Raw genomic sequence first — 16,467 nt, forward strand, 5'->3', positions numbered from 1 at the left:
CTTCAATCGGAAAACGTCCCGCGGAAATCCCCGCGGGACGTTTCCGTCTCCGGCGGTCACTCCACGCGCAGCGAGAACCCCGGGAACTCAATCCCGACCGCCCTGAACAGCATCGGCCCGCCGTCCCCGCGCGGATTGTAGAGGGCGTCGCCCCGGACGGGGAAGCCGCACCACGCAAGATGGCAGCGCACCTGATGGCGGAACCCCGCCGTTATGGAGCAGAGCGCCCTCGACTTTCCCCCGGCCAGAGACACGCCGGTCGAATACACGCGCGTACCGCCTTTCCGCGACGCCGCACGCCCCGAACCTTCCGCAACGGGACGCACGCACGCGCCACGCGGACCGAACGGGCGGAAAAAGCTTTCCACGCGGAACGTTCCCGCGCGGACGCAAGCCGGGACGGGAGGAAATCCCCCGAGCTCGGACGCGCAGGACGGAATGTCATCGACATCGGCGCGGTAATGCTTCACGAACCGCCCTGCGTCCTGCTCGGCCGATATGAAATCGTAGAATTCCTGGGTGGACGCTATGAGGACAAGCCCGCTCGTCGCGGTGTCGAGCCTGTGGACGAGCCCCCGCTCCACCGCCTTTCTCCCCGAAACGCCCCCCGCCTCCGGGAAGGACTCCAGCGCGAACGAGAGCGCGCTTTCGTCCCCGTCGGAAAGGGGCGCCGTCGGCATGCCGGACGGCTTGTCGAGGACGATGAACGGCTCGGAATCGGTCGGGGCGTGCAGTATCTCAATTCTTCCGGAATCTTTCATGAAGCACCTTCATAACTTTCCTGAACCGGACCGGATAGTCGGCGCGGAATTCGCTCGGGACGCGCGCCCCCGGAAGCCGTATGCCGAGCATCCGCGCATGGAGCATGAGCGTCGCGGAGCGGAACGTCGAGCGGCTCCCCGGAGCCTTCCCGTACAGCGGATCCCCAAGGACGGGGCACCCTATCGACTTGAGATGCACGCGAATCTGGTGCGTCCGCCCTGTCTTTATCCGGACGCGGAAGAGCGAATACGTCTCGCCCCCGCAGGTATAGACGGCGACGCACTGGTACAGCGTCAGGGCGCTTCTCCCGGAACCACCCGCGGGAACGGCGCGGAATTTCTTCCTGTCGCCGGGATCCCGCGCTATCCACGAGTCGATTCTCCCTGCGCGCGACGGCGGGCATCCCGTGCAGATTGCGACGTACTCCTTCCGCAAAAGCCGGTGGTCAGAAAACTGCGCGTGGAGCCATTCCTCGCTCGCCCTGTTCCGCGCCGTTATGATTACGCCGGAAGTGTCCTTGTCCAGCCGGTGGACTATTCCGGGGCGAAGCCGCTCTGCCCCGCCACCTGAGACATCCTCTATCGTCCCGCGCCCCCACCGGAACAGGAGCGCGCTGACGAGCGTCCCCGTCCAGTTCCCGCCGGCGGGATGCGTGACCATCCCCTGCGCCTTGTCGACGACAGTGACGTCGTCATCCTCGTATATGACCTTGAGGGGAATGTCCTCCGGCTCAATGTTGTCCGGAACAGAATCCTCCCATCCGAATTCGACGACATCCCCGGGGCGAACCTTCGCAGAAAGCTTCGACGGCTTCCCGTTCAGCAGGAGCGACGACAGCCCCGATTTCAGCTTCGAGCGGTTCATTCCATCGCACGAATCCGCCACGAATTTGTCGAGCCGCCCCGAGCCTGCGCCGTCGGGAACGACAAACCTAAAAGACGGCATCTTCGCAAACCCCCTCCATAAGATATTCCCTGCCTTCATCCGGGCGCGCGCCCCCATCGCCGCTTCCCGGGCGGACGGTGACAGCCCCGCCCTCGCGGACGCGCCTTCCCCGCACGGAGCGGGACGCCTTCGTGACGAGCAAGTCGAAGATGCCCAGCGCGACGCACGCCCCCGCGGAGACTGCGATAATCTTCTTCTGGTCCTCGACCGTAAAGGAATCCGAGCTTTTGTTCAGCGGGTTCCTGAATTCCCCGTACTCAAAAATCGAATACCCGAGCGTCGTCCACAGCGTGACGAACGGAAGCGAGCCGAGCGTTATTATCTCCGCCCTCCTGATATCCTTCGCCCAGACGGGAAAATCTACGTCGTCCCATCCCGTCTTCGAAGACTCGGCGGCGGCGGGACTGGACGAGAGGACGAGGAACGCGAGCAGCGCCGCAAAAACGCCCCGGCTCACGCGCCTTCCCCGTAATCGCGCTCACCGAATATTGCAGTCCCTATCCTGACCATCGTCGAGCCCTCCTCGACGGCAATACGGTAGTCCCCGCTCATCCCCATAGAAAGCTCCCCGAGGTCGAGCCCCGGGAATTCCGCGGCCATCGAGTCGCGGAGTCGCCTGACGGAGGCGAACGCGTCGCGGACGGCTTTCTCGTCATCGGTGTTGGGCGCCATCGTCATGAAACCGCGCACGGTGACATGCGGGAATTCGCCGGCGGAGAGCGCGGAGAGCGCGGCGCGGACATCGTTCCCGGACGTGAAGCCCGATTTCGTTTCCTCGCCCGTTTTTATCTCGAGGAGAACGTCGACGGCCTTCCCGAGCTGCACGCACCGCTTCTCTATCTCGGAGAGGAGCTCCATCCTGTCGACGGACTGGATGCACGACGCAATCCGCACCGCCTCCTTGACCTTGTTCCGCTGCAGAGAGCCGATTATATGGAGCTCAGGCTCGATTCCCCTTGAACGGAGCTCGTCGAATTTCGCGGCGGCCTCCTGCACGCGGTTCTCCCCGAACAGTACCTGCCCCGCGCGGAACGCCTCCTCGACGCTCTCCGCCGGATGGAATTTGCTCACCGCGACGAGCCGCACAGAAGGCGGAAGCCCCGCCTTTATGCGCGAGATGTTTCCCGCTATGTCAGTTTTTTCCATCGCCAATCCTCCCCAAGAATTCGCCGAGCTTGTCGGAAAGAGCGAGCAGCTCTTCCACGGAAAGCGACTCCGCGCGCGACGACGGGTCTATTCCGGCAGACGAAATCACGTCCCCCGAATCGGTGCCGGCAAGACGCGCGAGGTTGTTCCTCACGGTCTTCCTACGCGAGCTGAAAAGCTGCCTCACCATGCCCATGAAGAGCCCGGGATTCGCGCATCCGGGGAAGCCGTCCCGCCTCTCCATGAGGACGGCACGGCTGGCGACGCGCGGGACGGGCCAGAAATTTCCTCCCGCGAGGTCGGCGACGTTCGATATTCTGTATGCCCAGCGGCACAGCACCGAAAAAGACGAATAGTCGCCGCTCCCGCAATCGGCCGCCATCCTCACGGCGACCTCCTTCTGCACGGTGACGACCGCCTTCTCGAACCTCACGCCCGACGCAATCGTGTCGGCGACAATCGTCGCGGCAACATTATAAGGAAGGTTCCCGAAAAAACGGTCGGGCACGCCCGATTTCTCAAGCTCTCCCTTCCACGTCTTGAGGACATCGCCCTCGACGAGCCTGAATTTGCCGCGGGCTGCCTCATCCGCAAAAAATTCCCCGACAAGGCGCGCGAACCCCCTGTCTATCTCGAACGCCGTCAGCGACGCGCCCCGCGACAGGATTTCCGCGGTCATGGAGCCGAGCCCCGGCCCGACCTCCCAGACGTTTTTCGAGCCGTCGATGTCGAGGGCGTCCACGATGCGCCGACGGGCATCGCCGTTGACGAGGAAGTTCTGCCCGAACTTCTTCTGCATAGCCATGCCGTTCCCGTCAAGGAAAGCCTTGAGCGCGAGCGGCGAGTTGTAGTCAGGATGTTCCATCAATCAGTTATCTCCAAGAAAATATCACGGAAGCCCGGAAAGCTCCGCAAAGAACGCGGACGCGCCGAAAACTGCCGAATACATGGCGTTCATAATACCACCGAAGAACGGCGAAAGAAAAGGCGCGGCGAGACTTGCCGCGAAGGATACGGCGCCGAGAACGATGAACGCGACGACGAGCGGCGCGACGACCGGAGTCGAGACAATCCCGACGGGAGAAGCATACCCGAACACGAGAACGGACACGGGGGCAGTTGCCACAAAAGCAGCAGCAGACGCCGAAAGGGAAGACGAAATCCACGGAACGCGGATGACGGGGGAGACGGCCGACCGGAACGCCCCGGAAAGAAGTGTTATGCCGAGAAGCGACGAGTAGCTCAGCATGAAGGAGACCTCGGCGACGTGCTCCGGAACAGCCGCGGAATGGATGAGGAACGAGAGGGACAGAAGCGCAAGCCCGTCAGGTTCCCGCAGCCGGAACGCGCCCGCGACGAACGGAACCGCGACGAAAAAGAGCGCGCGCAGAAGCGACGGGGAGAGCCCCGCGAACCAGGCGAAGCCGACGACCGCGGCGAGTGAGAAAAAGCGCCCTGCCCTCCGCCCGAAAATCCCGCCCGCGGCACTTGCGGCGCCGCCGAAAAGCGACATGTGCATTCCCGAAAGCGCAAGGATATGAGAGAGCCCCGCCCTGCGGAAATTCTCGGCGAGCACGGGGGACGTGCCGTCCCTCATCCCGGAAAGAAGCGCGAGGAGAAGCCCGCCCGCGTCCCCCCATGAGGCGAGGAGCCGCCTGAAGGAGCGCCTCCACTCCGCGCGGGCTCTCCGCAGGGCGCCGGGGATTCCCCTGCCCCATCCGCCGCAATCCCTTATCGACTCAGAGCGGAACGAGCCGCCGCCGTAAGGGTTCCACGCCGAGACGGACGCCTCGACGCTGAGCCCCGCATCGACAAGGGGAGCAGGCGAGCCGCGCGCGGACGTGAATATTCCTCCGGGGCTCCGGGAATCGATTATGCGGGCGGGAACAATGATTGAGACGGCGCCGGACGCGGAGGAGACGGCCCTCCTTGACGACACGGACGTGCAACGGAGCGGAATCATGTAGGAGCCGCCGCGAATCCGCTTCGGCGCGGACTCCACGACGCCCCGAACGGACACTATCGACGAAGGCTCGATGAGGGACGACAGGGAACCGGGGCTGACACGGACAACCCCCGAATAGCGCAGCAAAGCGACAAGCAGCGCGGACGCGAACAGAGGATTTGTGACGGAGCGGAAAAAAGACATCCGCCGCCTCCTTTTATCGGTCGGACGACGGAACGGGGCGTCACCAGCGCAGCCTTGACAGGGATTCCCGCGCCTTCGCCACGACGGAATCGGAATACCCGAGGTACGTGACGTAAAGCAGGTCATCGAACGCCGACTTGTCCCCGAGCTCGCCGAGCGCGGTTATGAGCGAAAGCATGACAGCTTCGGGAGGCTGCTCCGAGCCGCCCTCGACGAGGGCGTTGCAGTCGGCCAGACAGGAACGTATCGCCTCCACCGTCGTCACGGACGGGAAGCGCGACGAGAGGAACACGAGGCGAGCGAAAGACTCCGCCTCCACCAGACCGGCGCGGTACAGCCTGACGCATTGGGCAAAGCACCTCGGAACGAGCGGCGAGGCGCGCGTCCAGCCAGCCTCCGCGACGACACCGAACGAGCGGAGCATGAGCGCGACGGACGGCTCGCCCGCGGAAAGGGTTCCGTCAGGAACTGCCTCCACACTGTAAATCGCGTCCGAGAGAACGTTTTCCGCAATTTCCGGCAATAAATTTTTGTTATCCCTGATTTTTCCCGATTTTGACAGCGACTCCAGATACGAGGCGGCGGACGACGGCGACGATGACGACAGCTCCGCGAACAGCGAGACCAAATCGCCCCGCACGGAGTCGGAAGGCGACGACGCGAGCTTCTCGAGGACGGAAATCCGCAACGTCTCGTCGGGAAACTGCCGGAAAAGCGCCATCAGCCGCTCGCGCTCGGACGGGACGGATTCATCGGGCAGGGCGAGGACGGACGCAAGGGCGAGCGCGCGAACGTCCCGGTCATCTCCGAGGATTCCCGACACGGAAAGGCAGAAATCGATTCCCAGCCCCGCCATCCGCTCAGCGTCGCTCCCTGTCGACGCGCGGACTGCCCCCGTCTTCTCCGACACGCTCCCCTTCAGGAACGAGCGGACGAGCGCCCCGTCATCGCAGAACGCCCCGGAAAGAGCAGCGGCGAGCAATGCGGCGGATATCCTCGCGCGAAAACTCACTGCACGCCGTCCTTGTCGCCGTCCAAGCGGAATATCTCGTTCTCGTCGAACAAATTCACGGGCGGCTCAGGAACCCCCGAGTCCCCGTCCTTCTGCCCAATTCCGGCATCCGCGCCAGCCTCCCCGGAAATCTCCCCGCCGCTTCCGGCACCCTCGTCACCGGCGCCGTCAGGCGGCAAGTCGCCGGAAGCAGAGGCATCCTCCTCCGTCTGGGCGATCGCCTCGAAGACCTCCCTCTCTTTCTCGGGGAGAACCTTGTACACGTATCCGAGAACCTGGTTCCTCATCTTGTCGTCAAGGTGGATGCACTCGAAATGCAGCTTGGACTCGTTCCTCGCCTTGTCGTACTCGACGGCGCGCACGATGCCGAACATGACGACGAGGTCGTCGCCTATCGTGAACTGGAGCTTTATCTGGGAGTCGCGCACGCCCTTCCCGCCCACGCGGACGAGCGCCCCGTCCTCCGAGACGTCCTCGATGAGGCATTTGTAGCCGGCGCCCTCTTCGACGGCATCGTAGTCGACATCGCCTTCCCCGAGGAAATACAGCCTGCATTCAATCGAGCAGACGGCGCGGATGGAACGCCTCTTCTGCGTCCTGAGAAGCTCGTGCGAGTGGCTTATCCTGAGCGCCGTGACGCCGTTCCTGAATGTCGTCCCGAGAACGACGGAATCGAAAACGTAGGCGGCGTCCCCCTTCCGCCAGAGATAGACGCTTATCTTCCTGTCGACCCAATCCTCGCCGGGAATGACGATGGAGCCGTTCTGCGTGGGCGTCCGTATTATGATGTCCGCCTCGTTGCCGACAATCTCCGACTGGAAGACGCCGTGCCCCGGAAGGATGAGGCGGACTTTCTGCCCGGAATCGAGGTATTTCGTCGAGTCCAGCCCCCTTTTGTCCTCGTGCTCGAGGCTTATCCGGGTGCGGTATGCGTAGAGCTTCTTGAGGAACTCCTGGTTCGAGCGGGACGACACGGTCCCCGCCTCCTCGCACTCGGCGATGAACCGCGTTATGGCGTCATCGACGAGGTTGTGGGAATAGAACAGCGACTCCGGCTCCTCGACGCCGGCGCTTTCGGCAAGCCTCCAGAGGGAACGAATCTCGGAGAAGCTGAACCCCTTGTCGCTCCCCGTCGCAAAAAAACGAATCTTGTCGCGGAAGACGACGATGAGCCTGACCGCGACGACGACAAAAAACAAGAACAAGACGAGCTCGAACATTTTGATTCCACCTTATGAACTTTTTTGCAATAAGCGGCTAACGGCGACGCCAGAAGCCTCCACATCATCTCAACGAACCATTCGTTAAATTTATTTTATACAAAAAATCCCCAAAAGAAAATCTCAAAAACCTCCATCGCGCAAAAACATCCGCCGAACTAGCCCAACAAAAAAAATACTGCTATAATCCCGCCCGTCAAAAAAGTCCGCACGGATTCCAGATCGAAAAACGGAGTTTCGGAAAAAAAATGAGAAAAACAATTCTGGCGCTGGCATCGCTTCTTATCCCCCCGCTTCTCTCAGCACAGGAAGCCCTGAAATCCGCGGAGGAGGAATACTACGACTTTCTCTCTCTCACGGGCCAGGCAGAGCGCCAGACGCTCGGCTACCGCACATTAAGCGACAGCGAATGGACAATCACAGACGAGAACCACATCTGGGCGGGAAACAACCTCGGCACGAAATTCACGCTCTGGGAAAACGAAACGCCCGCCGAAAACCGCTTCGCGAACGGCATCGACCAGAGCGTAAAAGTAAAAATCTACGGACCAGAATGGTTCAATTCATACAACACCGCCGCTCCTTACGGGCAGAACGACGGCGCGCTCTGGCAGGGCAAAGGCTACAACACCAGTTTCACCGCGGGCGCTCGGCTTGAGGCATATGGTTTTGAGCTGACTTTTAAGCCACAGGTTTCATACTCACAGAACAAAGAGTTTGATTTGATGGACAACAGCGCATATTACACAAATAAATATGCATATATCTGGGGATATGGCAATAATGTCGGTGTTGATGCTCCTCAGAGATTCGGTGATTCATCATTTTGGACTTATGATTGGGGTGACACAGAAGTTCGTTGGTCATGGCACACATTTACTGTAGGTTTTGGCACGCAGTCCATCTGGCTTGGTCCTGCTTGGCTAAATCCTCTTTTGCATTCAAACAATGCTGCATCTTACCCAAAAGTTGATGTAGGTTTGCGTAAAACAGAAATCTATATGCCATTTTTAGGCTGGAATTTGGGTGCAATTGAAGGACGTATTTGGACTGGTTATTTAACAGAGAGTAATTATTTTGATGAGGATAGCTCGAACGACCATAATATGATTCATGGACTTAGTATGTCTTATGCACCTGCATTTATTCCTGGACTCATATTAACAGCAAATAGAATTTGTTTGGTAAAATGGAGAACATCTAATTTAAAATATATCATTCCCATTCGTGAAAATACTTATGTTGGTGATAATACAGGAAATGGAGAAGATCAAAAATTTTCTATAAGTGCTGACTGGGTATTTCCTAATGTTGGATTTGAGGCATATGGTGAAATTGGATATGATGATGGAGAGCCTTTTACCCCATATCCAGAAAGAACTGCAGTTTACACAGTTGGTGTAAAAAAAATTGTTCCCATTTGTCAAAAAAATAATCTGAAAGGAGAGGTTGTTTTTGAATGGAGTAACACTGAAATGTCTCAAGATTTTCAATTTCAATATCCTTATAGTTTCTGTATGCATTATCAAATTCCCCAAGGCTATACAAACCGTGGCCAATGGCTTGGTTCTGGGACAGGGTATGGTGGAATTTCAATATTTACAGGCTTTAAGTTATATCACTCTCGTGGCAGTATGCTTTTATTTTGGAGAAATCAAAATACAGACAATAACTATGTATATATACAAGCAATACGTACAACAACAACAAGTGAAGAACGTTCTGGATTTCGTTCTATAAGAAGTTATGGCATTTTCACAGATTTTTATGCGACAAAGAATGTTTTATTGTCTGGAAGTTTCACTATTATGGGAATAAATGACCCTTTGTATGGTGCAAGTACATGGATGCGCGGCTACTATATACAAGGTGGATTAAAAATCAATTTATAAGATGATGAACATAGCACTTATCACCGACGAAAATTATTTGATTCCAACAGGAACATCTATTGCTTCAATTTTGGAATCAAATAGAAACGAAAATTTTCATTTCTTTATCATCACGCAAAATCTTTGTGCAAATAGTATTCGACTGCTGCAATCATTTGTAGAACCTCATAGCAAGCATGCAAAAATAGAAATGATTGCACTTAGTGATAAAGATATTGCAGATTTTCCTATAAGAAAAGGCGACCACGTTTCTATTGCAACGTATTTTCGCATTTATTTTCCGAAGATAATTCCTGAAAGTAAATTGCTTTTTGTAGACGGAGATACACTTTGTGTTGATTCGTTGAAAGACTTTTATAATTTGGACATAACTAATTACTCTTGCGCAGTTTGCCACGATGAACAGGATGCAAATGAAAATCATTTTTGCAGATTAAAGTACCCAAAAGAAAACGGATATTTTTGCGCTGGTGTTATGCTCATAAATCTTGATTGGTGGCGCAAAAATGATGTTATGAAAAAATGTCTTGATTATATTGCTTCAGAACCAGACGCTTGCCTTTGGCATGACCAAGACGCGCTGAACCATGTTTTGAACGGCACTGTTTTATGGGCAGATTTCCGTTATAATTTTACTCAAGGATTTTATTTTGATAAAAATGATATGTGCATAGATAGCCATTTTTATTCAGAAATTGACAATGCAAGAAAGAATCCTTGTATTTTGCATTTTTCTGCCACTTATAAACCGTGGCATGTAGAATGTAATCACCCGCTAAAAAAGCAGTACCGACTTTTTTACAAGCAATATACTGGAAAAACTTTGCAACTTTCTCATAAATTAAAAGGCTTTTATAGAATAAAATGGTACTTAAAAAAAATATTGACTGTATTGCATATAAAAAACTATGCAGATTTCAGAAAACCGCTTGATTTGACTTTATATACAAATTTAAAGCCTTGCAGGTAAAAGATTAAGTTTGTATAATTATTAGAGTTTATTTGATATTCTAGAGTAGGAAGTGTTTTGAAAAGTATACTTTAGAAACTATTGTCATGCTGAACAAGTTTTCAGTATCTGCCTTGATAGAGTAGATTCCGAAACAAGTTCGGAATGACAAACTATCAAAAAATAGCATACTTTTTGTAACATATCCCTAGAGAATATCATAACCGTGAAAACAGTTTTAACTTTTATGCGTGTAGTGAGTATATATGAATATAACTACTGTTAGTATATCAAATTTTCGTTCAATAAATGAATTGACCATTTCTGGTTTTAAGCAATTTAATTTGATTTTAGGAGAGAACAATTGCGGAAAAAGTTCCTTTATTGAATCAATCCAATTTTGTTTGGGACTTCCAAATGGAATGCTTCTTAATCAAATAAATACTGCAAGAAGGCTTTTTAATAATGATATTTTTACAGCTTTTCATAATCTGAATTATGAAAAACCTATAATGTTTTCTCTTACAATAGATACAAAAGAAAGCAGAATTCTTTCCATCAATGCTCCAAAAATCAATGCTCAACAATTTATTTCAAGAGAGACTGCTCAACAACAAGAACGTGCTATAGGTTTATACAAAATAAATGTGGAACGTTTTGACGGACAAAAATATTCTGTGGAATATTCACCAGAGCAGCATACAAAAAATCCTCTTTATCAGTCTGTTGCTGACAATAATTTATTACAAAACAGTGATATAGTTCCTCCGTCTTTTTACTGGACTCCTGATTGGTCTGGCTACAATTATTCAAATGCCCTCAGCAGATTAATAATCAATAAGCAGAAAGACTTAGTTATAAAAGCTCTAAAGGCTGTTGATAAGAATATTCAGGATATTCAGTTAGGTGCAAATGGAGGTATTTTTGTTGATATAGGGCTTTCTTCTCTTTTGCCAATTCCTTTAATGGGACAGGGAATTGAAAAAATACTTGCTATTATAACGACTCTTACAACCTTAAAAGACGGAATTATTCTTATTGATGAATTTGAAAATGGTTTGCACCATACTTCGATGGCTCAATTATGGGCTGTTCTTTTTGAAATATGCAGTTCACAGAATATTCAAGTGTTTGCCACAACTCATTCGTATGAATGTATAGAATCTTTTATTGAAAAAGCACCAGATGAAAATAAACTTTCAATCACACGTCTTGAGAGAGATTCTTCTGGAAATCACAATGCTGTTATAATAACTCCAGAAGCTGCAAAAGAAGCAATAAAAGAGCGCTGGGAGTTGAGATGAGCGAAGCAATAAAAAGCGAAAAACTTCTTTTGGTAGAATGTAAAGATGAAGAAAATTTATTTTCAGTTCTCCTAAAATATTTACAGATTGAAAATGTAACTATTCGTTCTGCAGGTGGATATTTAAAGTTTGCAAAATTGTATCCTTCTGTTGCCATAACTACAGGATTTTCTGCTGTGAAAAAAATTGGTTTTGTTCGTGATGCGGAAACTAACGAGGCTGCTTCTGCGTTTGAAAGTATTTCAAATATTGTAAAGAAATACACACCAGACATTCTTTTGCCAAATCATGCAGGAGAAATTGCACGGGGAAATATAAAATGTGGTATTTTTATAATGCCTAACAATAAAAATGCTGGTATGCTTGAAGATTTATGCCTAAACTCTGTAAAAGTTTCTTTGCTGTATAATCAAACAGAAAAATATATTTCAGAAGCAGAATCTCTTTTAAAGAACGAAGATAAAACGCATTACAATATTCACAAAGCAAAACTGCAAGCCTATTTGGCAGGAACCGCAAACATACCACGAAATCTTGGAGAAGCAGCAATGCAGGGACTTTGGGATTTTTCATCTTCAGCCTTTCAAGATGTGAACAGATTTTTGAAATCATTGTATCTATAACTCGGAGTTTATGTTATGGCACAGAAATCTCTGAAAAAAAATGCTTTTTTAAATATATTTAAAACTTTTTTAGGAGTAATATTTCCTCTTATAACATTTCCATATAGTTCTCGAGTATTGCAGCCCAATGGAATTGGAAAAGTGAATTTTGCGCAGTCAATAGTAACATATTTTTCAGTCTTTGCTGCTCTTGGAATTTATATGTATGCTATTCGGGAAGCCGCAAAACTTCGTGATGACAAAGTAAAACTTAGTGCTTTCTGCAAAGAAGTTTTTATACTCAATTGTATCTCAACACTCATTGCATATATTTGTCTTATTGTAGCAATATTTTTTATTCCTAAATTTGTTGCATATAGAGCAGTTCTTCTTGTTTGTAGCACTACAATTATTTTTACAACAATTGGTATGGACTGGCTTTATAAAGCCGAAGAAGATTACTTTTATATAACAATCAGACATCTTGTTTTTCAAATTCTTAGTTTGTTTTTTTTGTTTGTATTTGTAAAAACTGAGGCTGACTACATAAAATACGCAGGAATTTCAGTTTTTGCAAATGTAGGTTCAAATGTACTCAATTTCTTCCATGCAAAAAAATATATTTCTTTCAGAAGTATCAAAATTGGCAATCCACTCAAGCATTTAAAACCTGTAATGGTTCTTTTTGGAATGTCTGTCGCCATTTCCATTTATACAACTCTTGACACAACAATGGTAGGTTTGATTTCTAGTGATTATCAAGTTGGACTTTACACGGCATCTACAAAAATAAACAAAATAGTTTTGCAACTTGTAACAAGCATTGGATTTATACTAATGCCAAGATTATCTTATTATATTGGAAAAAAAGATTTTCAAAGTTTTAATAGATTAGTCTATAAAAGTGTTGATGTAATGTTTTTAATATCAATTCCTTGTGCTGTTGGACTTTCTATTCTTAGTGAAAGCGTAATATTACTATTGAGCGGTGCTCAGTATGTTCGGGCAATTCCTGTAATGCGAATGATGAATCCTATAATAGTTATTATTGGTATGGGGTCTTTATTGGGTTCCCAGATTTTAATCCCTATGGGGAAAGAAAAATATACTCTAATATCAGAAATTATTGGTGCAGTTTCAAATTTTACTTTGAATCTGGTTTTGATTCCACGATTTCAAGCATTTGGAGCTGCAATCGCAACTGTTTCAGCGGAATCTTTAGTAACAGCAACACAGCTATTCTTTGCAAGAAAATATTTTGAGGTTCACAAATTTTCACTTTCATTTTTAAAATATTTTCTTAATTCCGTTATAATGGGAATAACAGTGTTCTTTTTTATAAGATTTTTTGAAACCCAGTATTCAAAAATGATTTTTGGAATTGTAACAGGAGTTATAACTTATTTTTTGCTTTTATTGCTGGAAAGAAATTCTATTGTTTTTGAAATTTTGAAATCAATAAAACAAAAAATAGTAAAAAACAAGCAATAAAACTTTGGAGATTTGTAGGCTATGTCAGCAAATGAGGTTAAAATTTATATAATTATTCCAATTTTCAATGCAGAAAAGTATCTAAATATCTGTCTTGAATCAATTTCAAAACAGACATTTAGGAATTTCACTTGTATAATGGTGAATGATGGTTCAAAAGATAGTTCAAAAGAAATTTGCGAAAATTTCACAGATGATAAACGATTTGTTTTATTAAATCAAGAGAATAAAGGTGTTTCTACTGCAAGAAATAACGGGATAAAATATGCACTTGAAAATGCTTGTGATGATGATTTCATCACTTTCGTAGATGCAGACGATTTCTTGTCCGAATCATGTTTTGAAAAAGTTGTTTTTGCTGCAAACAATAATCCAGACAATCACGATGAAACCCTTTATATTTGCGGGTGGAATCAGTTAACAAAGACAGAAGCAATTCACCATAAATTTGAAAAAAACACTTCTGTACTTTCATGCAGTCTGAAAGACGATTTTGAATCTCTTGATATTCATTTAAATTTTGTATGGGGAAATTTTTATAGTGCAAAACAATTGAAAATCAATAAAATCTTATTTGAAGAATCTATGAACCTTGCGGAAGATGTTGAATTCAATATGAGGTTCGTTTATTTTGTGAAGCAATTTATTTTTATAAATGAATGTCTTTACAATTATTTAGAAAGCCAAAACTCGCTTTCAAGACCAGAAGTTTATCCGCCAGAGCGTATAAGCATTTTTATAAGCATTTTTATAAAGCGTTTCAAATTCTTAAATGAAAATGAGGTAAAAAACAAAGAATATATTCTCAATAAACATATTTCGAATTTGATTTTTGATGCAATATTTTCGCCATATTACAAACGTCTATACGAGTTAAAACCTTATGTAGATTTGCACCATACAAGAACTAAAGGCCAAAAAAGAGTTCTATTCTGCTTAAAATATAATATGCTTTGGTTTTACAGATTGTACATGAAAATAAAAAGGAATTTTTTTAAGTAACAGATTTGGCATAAAGCGAACGAAACTTTATATTTGGCTAAAAAATATCATAAGTCAGTAAGGAAATAGCTCTCTTTAGTACCATTATTCTGTAGAAATACTTTTTGTTGGTGTGAATTATGACGAAAACAAAAGCGCACGAATGCAAAATAGAACACTTTGAAAAATGATTTTTATAGAAAGAAGTCTTGAAAAAGTATAACATGCGGAACTTGTTCTAGCATCTCACATAAAAAGCCGATTATAAAGCAGCTTGTTCCAAAGGGGATAACTGTCGAAAAAAAATATTCAGCGGTTGTAAGAAGCAGGCAAGATATTTTCACGATGAATGAAGACGGTGTGAAGTATAGCGTTTTGCGTTTTGTGCATATTATTGGCGGCAAAGAGGTCGAGTTTTCGATGGCACGCGAAAGCGACGGCACGCACAGGTTGTTTCAGTTGCTTGAAATTCTTGAGAGCAAGAAAGAAAAGGTGTATATTATGGACGAAATCAGCCGTTGTTTGCACCCAAAATTGACTATTGAGTTTGTGAAGCGATATTTTGAGATTGCTCAAAGTCGCAATATTCAGCTTTTGACCACGACTCACGAAACTCGGATTATGAGCCACGATATTGTGAGGCGCAACGAGGTTTGGATTGCAGACAGCAAAGATGACGGCAGTACCACGCTTTACAGTCTTGAAGATAAGCAGGTGCGAATTGACAAGGTTTTAGACGAGAATTATATGAATAATGTTTGGGGCGGCGTTCCTGTGTTTGAAGATGATGAAGAGGTATATATAATATGATAGCAATAGATTGCACAGCATTTGGACATAACGAAGCAGAAAGCAAAAAACTTTCACTTTCGACATCGATTTTCACAGCTGATATTTTGGACGCATTCGCGAGAATGGGAAAAGCAGATAACTTTGTGCTTTTTGTGAATTACAACCACGAGGCATTTTTTAAAGAACGCTTCCCGCAATATGAACTCTGCGTTTTGAATTATTTGCCTATTGAAATCGCAAATAAAATATCTCACGGAAAGTTCAAAGGCACAAAATATCTAAAAAAACTCGGAATATTTAAGCGAGTGGCAGAAAAAAAATGCAGCGCAATTTGGTTTCCGTATTGCGTTGATTACACATTCGTAAAAACAAAATTGCCGTCGCTATGCACAATTCACGACATTTATCGCGTTCACAGAAACGGAAAAGACGGCTGGAGCTTTATTACTGACAAAAACTGCGCGCTTACGACCGTTTCGGATTACACAAAAAACGACATAATCAAAACTTTTGCACTTGACAAAAAAAAAGCATCTTCAATTACGAAAATTCCGAATTCGATTGTCTTTGATGTGTCAAAACAAAGCGAAATTGCATATTTGTCAGGCAAAAAGTACATTCTTGACCTCAATGCCTATATCGATAAAAAGAACCCGATGACTTTGCTCAAGGCGTTCAATCTGATAAAAGACAAAATCGATGAAGATTTAGTTTTCTGCGGAGGCTACAAAGACGAAACGATTTTTGCTGAAATGCAGGAATTTATCGCCAAAAACGGCTTGAGAGAACGTGTGAAAATGCTTTTTCGCGTGAGCGATGAAGAGCGAAATTGGCTTTTGACAAATGCAAGACTTTTTGTAACGCCATCTTTGTTTGAAGGCTTTGGACGCACTCCTGTGGAAGCGGCGATTTGCAAAATCCCTGTGATTTCCACAAAAGAAACTTCTCTTTTTGAGGCGACAATGGGGCTTTGCAACTATGTTGAAAACGCAAAAGATGAAAAAGAGCTTTCTTTTCTTATGTATGAAAAACTTGCAAATCGTGATACTGATGAAAAGCTGGAACAAATCGCAAATACGCTTTCAGAAAACTACGAACCGATGAATTTGGCAAAAAAATATTTGGAGATACTAATGCAATCAATCAATCAAATTGTGATGCGCTGAAATTTGCGTGTCAAGTGTTTTTGCCGTCTTTTTCTTCTGTTGCGGATATCAAAACA

At 47.2% G+C, this 16,467-nt stretch carries 16 protein-coding genes; 8 read left to right on the plus strand and 8 right to left on the minus strand.

Annotation, left to right across the window (positions count from 1 at the left end):
• Positions 1 to 56: 56 nt before the first annotated feature.
• From TRESADRAFT_RS10380 to TRESADRAFT_RS10415, 8 genes are read right to left on the minus strand one after another with little or no spacing between them, the layout of a single operon-like run.
• A complete protein-coding gene (locus TRESADRAFT_RS10380) occupies positions 57 to 761 on the minus strand; it encodes a pseudouridine synthase family protein (RefSeq protein WP_002705481.1) in 705 nt (234 codons plus the stop codon).
• Positions 739 to 1,707, minus strand: a complete 969-nt coding sequence (locus TRESADRAFT_RS10385) for an RluA family pseudouridine synthase (RefSeq protein ID WP_002705482.1) — start codon at positions 1,705 to 1,707, stop codon at positions 739 to 741. Before TRESADRAFT_RS10385 ends, TRESADRAFT_RS10380 begins: the two co-directional genes overlap by 23 nt.
• A complete protein-coding gene (locus TRESADRAFT_RS15270) occupies positions 1,694 to 2,164 on the minus strand; it encodes a hypothetical protein (protein ID WP_002705483.1) in 471 nt (156 codons plus the stop codon). The genes TRESADRAFT_RS10385 and TRESADRAFT_RS15270 overlap by 14 nt, the downstream gene beginning before the upstream one ends.
• Entirely contained in the window at positions 2,161 to 2,853 is a 693-nt protein-coding gene (locus TRESADRAFT_RS10395) for a YggS family pyridoxal phosphate-dependent enzyme (protein WP_002705484.1), read from the minus strand. Before TRESADRAFT_RS10395 ends, TRESADRAFT_RS15270 begins: the two co-directional genes overlap by 4 nt.
• Positions 2,840 to 3,718, minus strand: coding sequence for a 16S rRNA (adenine(1518)-N(6)/adenine(1519)-N(6))-dimethyltransferase RsmA (rsmA, locus tag TRESADRAFT_RS10400; RefSeq protein WP_002705485.1), 879 nt, complete (start codon positions 3,716 to 3,718; stop codon positions 2,840 to 2,842). Before rsmA ends, TRESADRAFT_RS10395 begins: the two co-directional genes overlap by 14 nt.
• Before the next feature lie 24 nt (positions 3,719 to 3,742).
• On the minus strand, positions 3,743 to 5,002 hold the full coding sequence (locus TRESADRAFT_RS15275; RefSeq protein WP_002705488.1) for a ComEC/Rec2 family competence protein: 1,260 nt from the start codon (positions 5,000 to 5,002) through the stop codon (positions 3,743 to 3,745).
• Positions 5,003 to 5,042: 40 nt separating this feature from the next.
• On the minus strand, positions 5,043 to 6,014 hold the full coding sequence (locus TRESADRAFT_RS10410) for a hypothetical protein (RefSeq protein ID WP_002705489.1): 972 nt from the start codon (positions 6,012 to 6,014) through the stop codon (positions 5,043 to 5,045).
• Positions 6,011 to 7,234 carry a PilZ domain-containing protein gene (locus tag TRESADRAFT_RS10415; RefSeq protein ID WP_002705491.1) on the minus strand — a complete coding sequence of 408 codons (1,224 nt, stop codon included), beginning with the start codon at positions 7,232 to 7,234 and terminating at the stop codon, positions 6,011 to 6,013. The genes TRESADRAFT_RS10410 and TRESADRAFT_RS10415 overlap by 4 nt, the downstream gene beginning before the upstream one ends.
• 248 nt (positions 7,235 to 7,482) lie before the next feature.
• On the opposite strand from TRESADRAFT_RS10415, the gene TRESADRAFT_RS10420 reads away from it, so the two are divergent.
• The 8 genes from TRESADRAFT_RS10420 to TRESADRAFT_RS15285 all read left to right on the plus strand — a co-directional run bounded on the left by TRESADRAFT_RS10420 (position 7,483) and on the right by TRESADRAFT_RS15285 (position 16,411).
• A complete protein-coding gene (locus TRESADRAFT_RS10420; RefSeq protein ID WP_002705493.1) occupies positions 7,483 to 9,126 on the plus strand; it encodes a capsule assembly Wzi family protein in 1,644 nt (547 codons plus the stop codon).
• A 1-nt stretch (position 9,127) separates the two neighbouring features.
• Positions 9,128 to 10,096: a glycosyltransferase family 8 protein gene (locus TRESADRAFT_RS10425; protein WP_002705495.1), complete on the plus strand. Its 969-nt coding sequence runs from the start codon at positions 9,128 to 9,130 to the stop codon at positions 10,094 to 10,096.
• 245 nt (positions 10,097 to 10,341) lie between these two features.
• The gene (locus TRESADRAFT_RS10430) at positions 10,342 to 11,379 is read left to right on the plus strand and encodes an AAA family ATPase (protein ID WP_002705497.1); all 1,038 of its coding nucleotides are present in this window, start codon (positions 10,342 to 10,344) and stop codon (positions 11,377 to 11,379) included.
• Positions 11,376 to 12,002, plus strand: a complete 627-nt coding sequence (locus TRESADRAFT_RS10435; RefSeq protein WP_002705499.1) for a DUF3226 domain-containing protein — start codon at positions 11,376 to 11,378, stop codon at positions 12,000 to 12,002. Before TRESADRAFT_RS10430 ends, TRESADRAFT_RS10435 begins: the two co-directional genes overlap by 4 nt.
• 15 nt (positions 12,003 to 12,017) lie before the next feature.
• Entirely contained in the window at positions 12,018 to 13,472 is a 1,455-nt protein-coding gene (locus TRESADRAFT_RS10440) for a flippase (RefSeq protein ID WP_002705500.1), read from the plus strand.
• Positions 13,473 to 13,493: 21 nt separating this feature from the next.
• Positions 13,494 to 14,474, plus strand: coding sequence for a glycosyltransferase family A protein (locus tag TRESADRAFT_RS15280; RefSeq protein ID WP_002705502.1), 981 nt, complete (start codon positions 13,494 to 13,496; stop codon positions 14,472 to 14,474).
• A 267-nt stretch (positions 14,475 to 14,741) separates the two neighbouring features.
• Complete coding sequence (locus tag TRESADRAFT_RS10450) at positions 14,742 to 15,263, plus strand: AAA family ATPase (protein ID WP_245534348.1); 522 nt, start codon at positions 14,742 to 14,744, stop codon at positions 15,261 to 15,263.
• Positions 15,260 to 16,411 (plus strand): glycosyltransferase, encoded by a 1,152-nt coding sequence (locus tag TRESADRAFT_RS15285; protein ID WP_002705506.1) that lies wholly within the window; start codon positions 15,260 to 15,262, stop codon positions 16,409 to 16,411. The genes TRESADRAFT_RS10450 and TRESADRAFT_RS15285 overlap by 4 nt, the downstream gene beginning before the upstream one ends.
• Positions 16,412 to 16,467 lie beyond the last annotated feature (56 nt).

Origin of the sequence: Treponema saccharophilum DSM 2985 (genome assembly GCF_000255555.1) — a bacterium.
Taxonomy (GTDB): Bacteria; Spirochaetota; Spirochaetia; order Treponematales; family Treponemataceae; genus Treponema_D; species Treponema_D saccharophilum.

Excerpts from the sequence above, each read along its gene's own strand:
- TRESADRAFT_RS15275 (WP_002705488.1), bottom strand. The coding sequence starts at position 5,002 with ATGTCTTTTTTCCGCTCCGTCACAAATCCTCTGTTCGCGTCCGCGCTG.
- TRESADRAFT_RS10430 (WP_002705497.1), top strand. The coding sequence starts at position 10,342 with ATGAATATAACTACTGTTAGTATATCAAATTTTCGTTCAATAAATGAA.
- TRESADRAFT_RS10425 (WP_002705495.1), top strand. The coding sequence starts at position 9,128 with ATGATGAACATAGCACTTATCACCGACGAAAATTATTTGATTCCAACA.
- TRESADRAFT_RS10380 (WP_002705481.1), bottom strand. The coding sequence starts at position 761 with ATGAAAGATTCCGGAAGAATTGAGATACTGCACGCCCCGACCGATTCC.
- TRESADRAFT_RS10415 (WP_002705491.1), bottom strand. The coding sequence starts at position 7,234 with ATGTTCGAGCTCGTCTTGTTCTTGTTTTTTGTCGTCGTCGCGGTCAGG.
- TRESADRAFT_RS15285 (WP_002705506.1), top strand. The coding sequence starts at position 15,260 with ATGATAGCAATAGATTGCACAGCATTTGGACATAACGAAGCAGAAAGC.
- TRESADRAFT_RS10435 (WP_002705499.1), top strand. The coding sequence starts at position 11,376 with ATGAGCGAAGCAATAAAAAGCGAAAAACTTCTTTTGGTAGAATGTAAA.
- TRESADRAFT_RS10440 (WP_002705500.1), top strand. The coding sequence starts at position 12,018 with ATGGCACAGAAATCTCTGAAAAAAAATGCTTTTTTAAATATATTTAAA.
- rsmA (WP_002705485.1), bottom strand. The coding sequence starts at position 3,718 with ATGGAACATCCTGACTACAACTCGCCGCTCGCGCTCAAGGCTTTCCTT.
- TRESADRAFT_RS15280 (WP_002705502.1), top strand. The coding sequence starts at position 13,494 with ATGTCAGCAAATGAGGTTAAAATTTATATAATTATTCCAATTTTCAAT.
- TRESADRAFT_RS10420 (WP_002705493.1), top strand. The coding sequence starts at position 7,483 with ATGAGAAAAACAATTCTGGCGCTGGCATCGCTTCTTATCCCCCCGCTT.
- TRESADRAFT_RS10385 (WP_002705482.1), bottom strand. The coding sequence starts at position 1,707 with ATGCCGTCTTTTAGGTTTGTCGTTCCCGACGGCGCAGGCTCGGGGCGG.
- TRESADRAFT_RS10395 (WP_002705484.1), bottom strand. The coding sequence starts at position 2,853 with ATGGAAAAAACTGACATAGCGGGAAACATCTCGCGCATAAAGGCGGGG.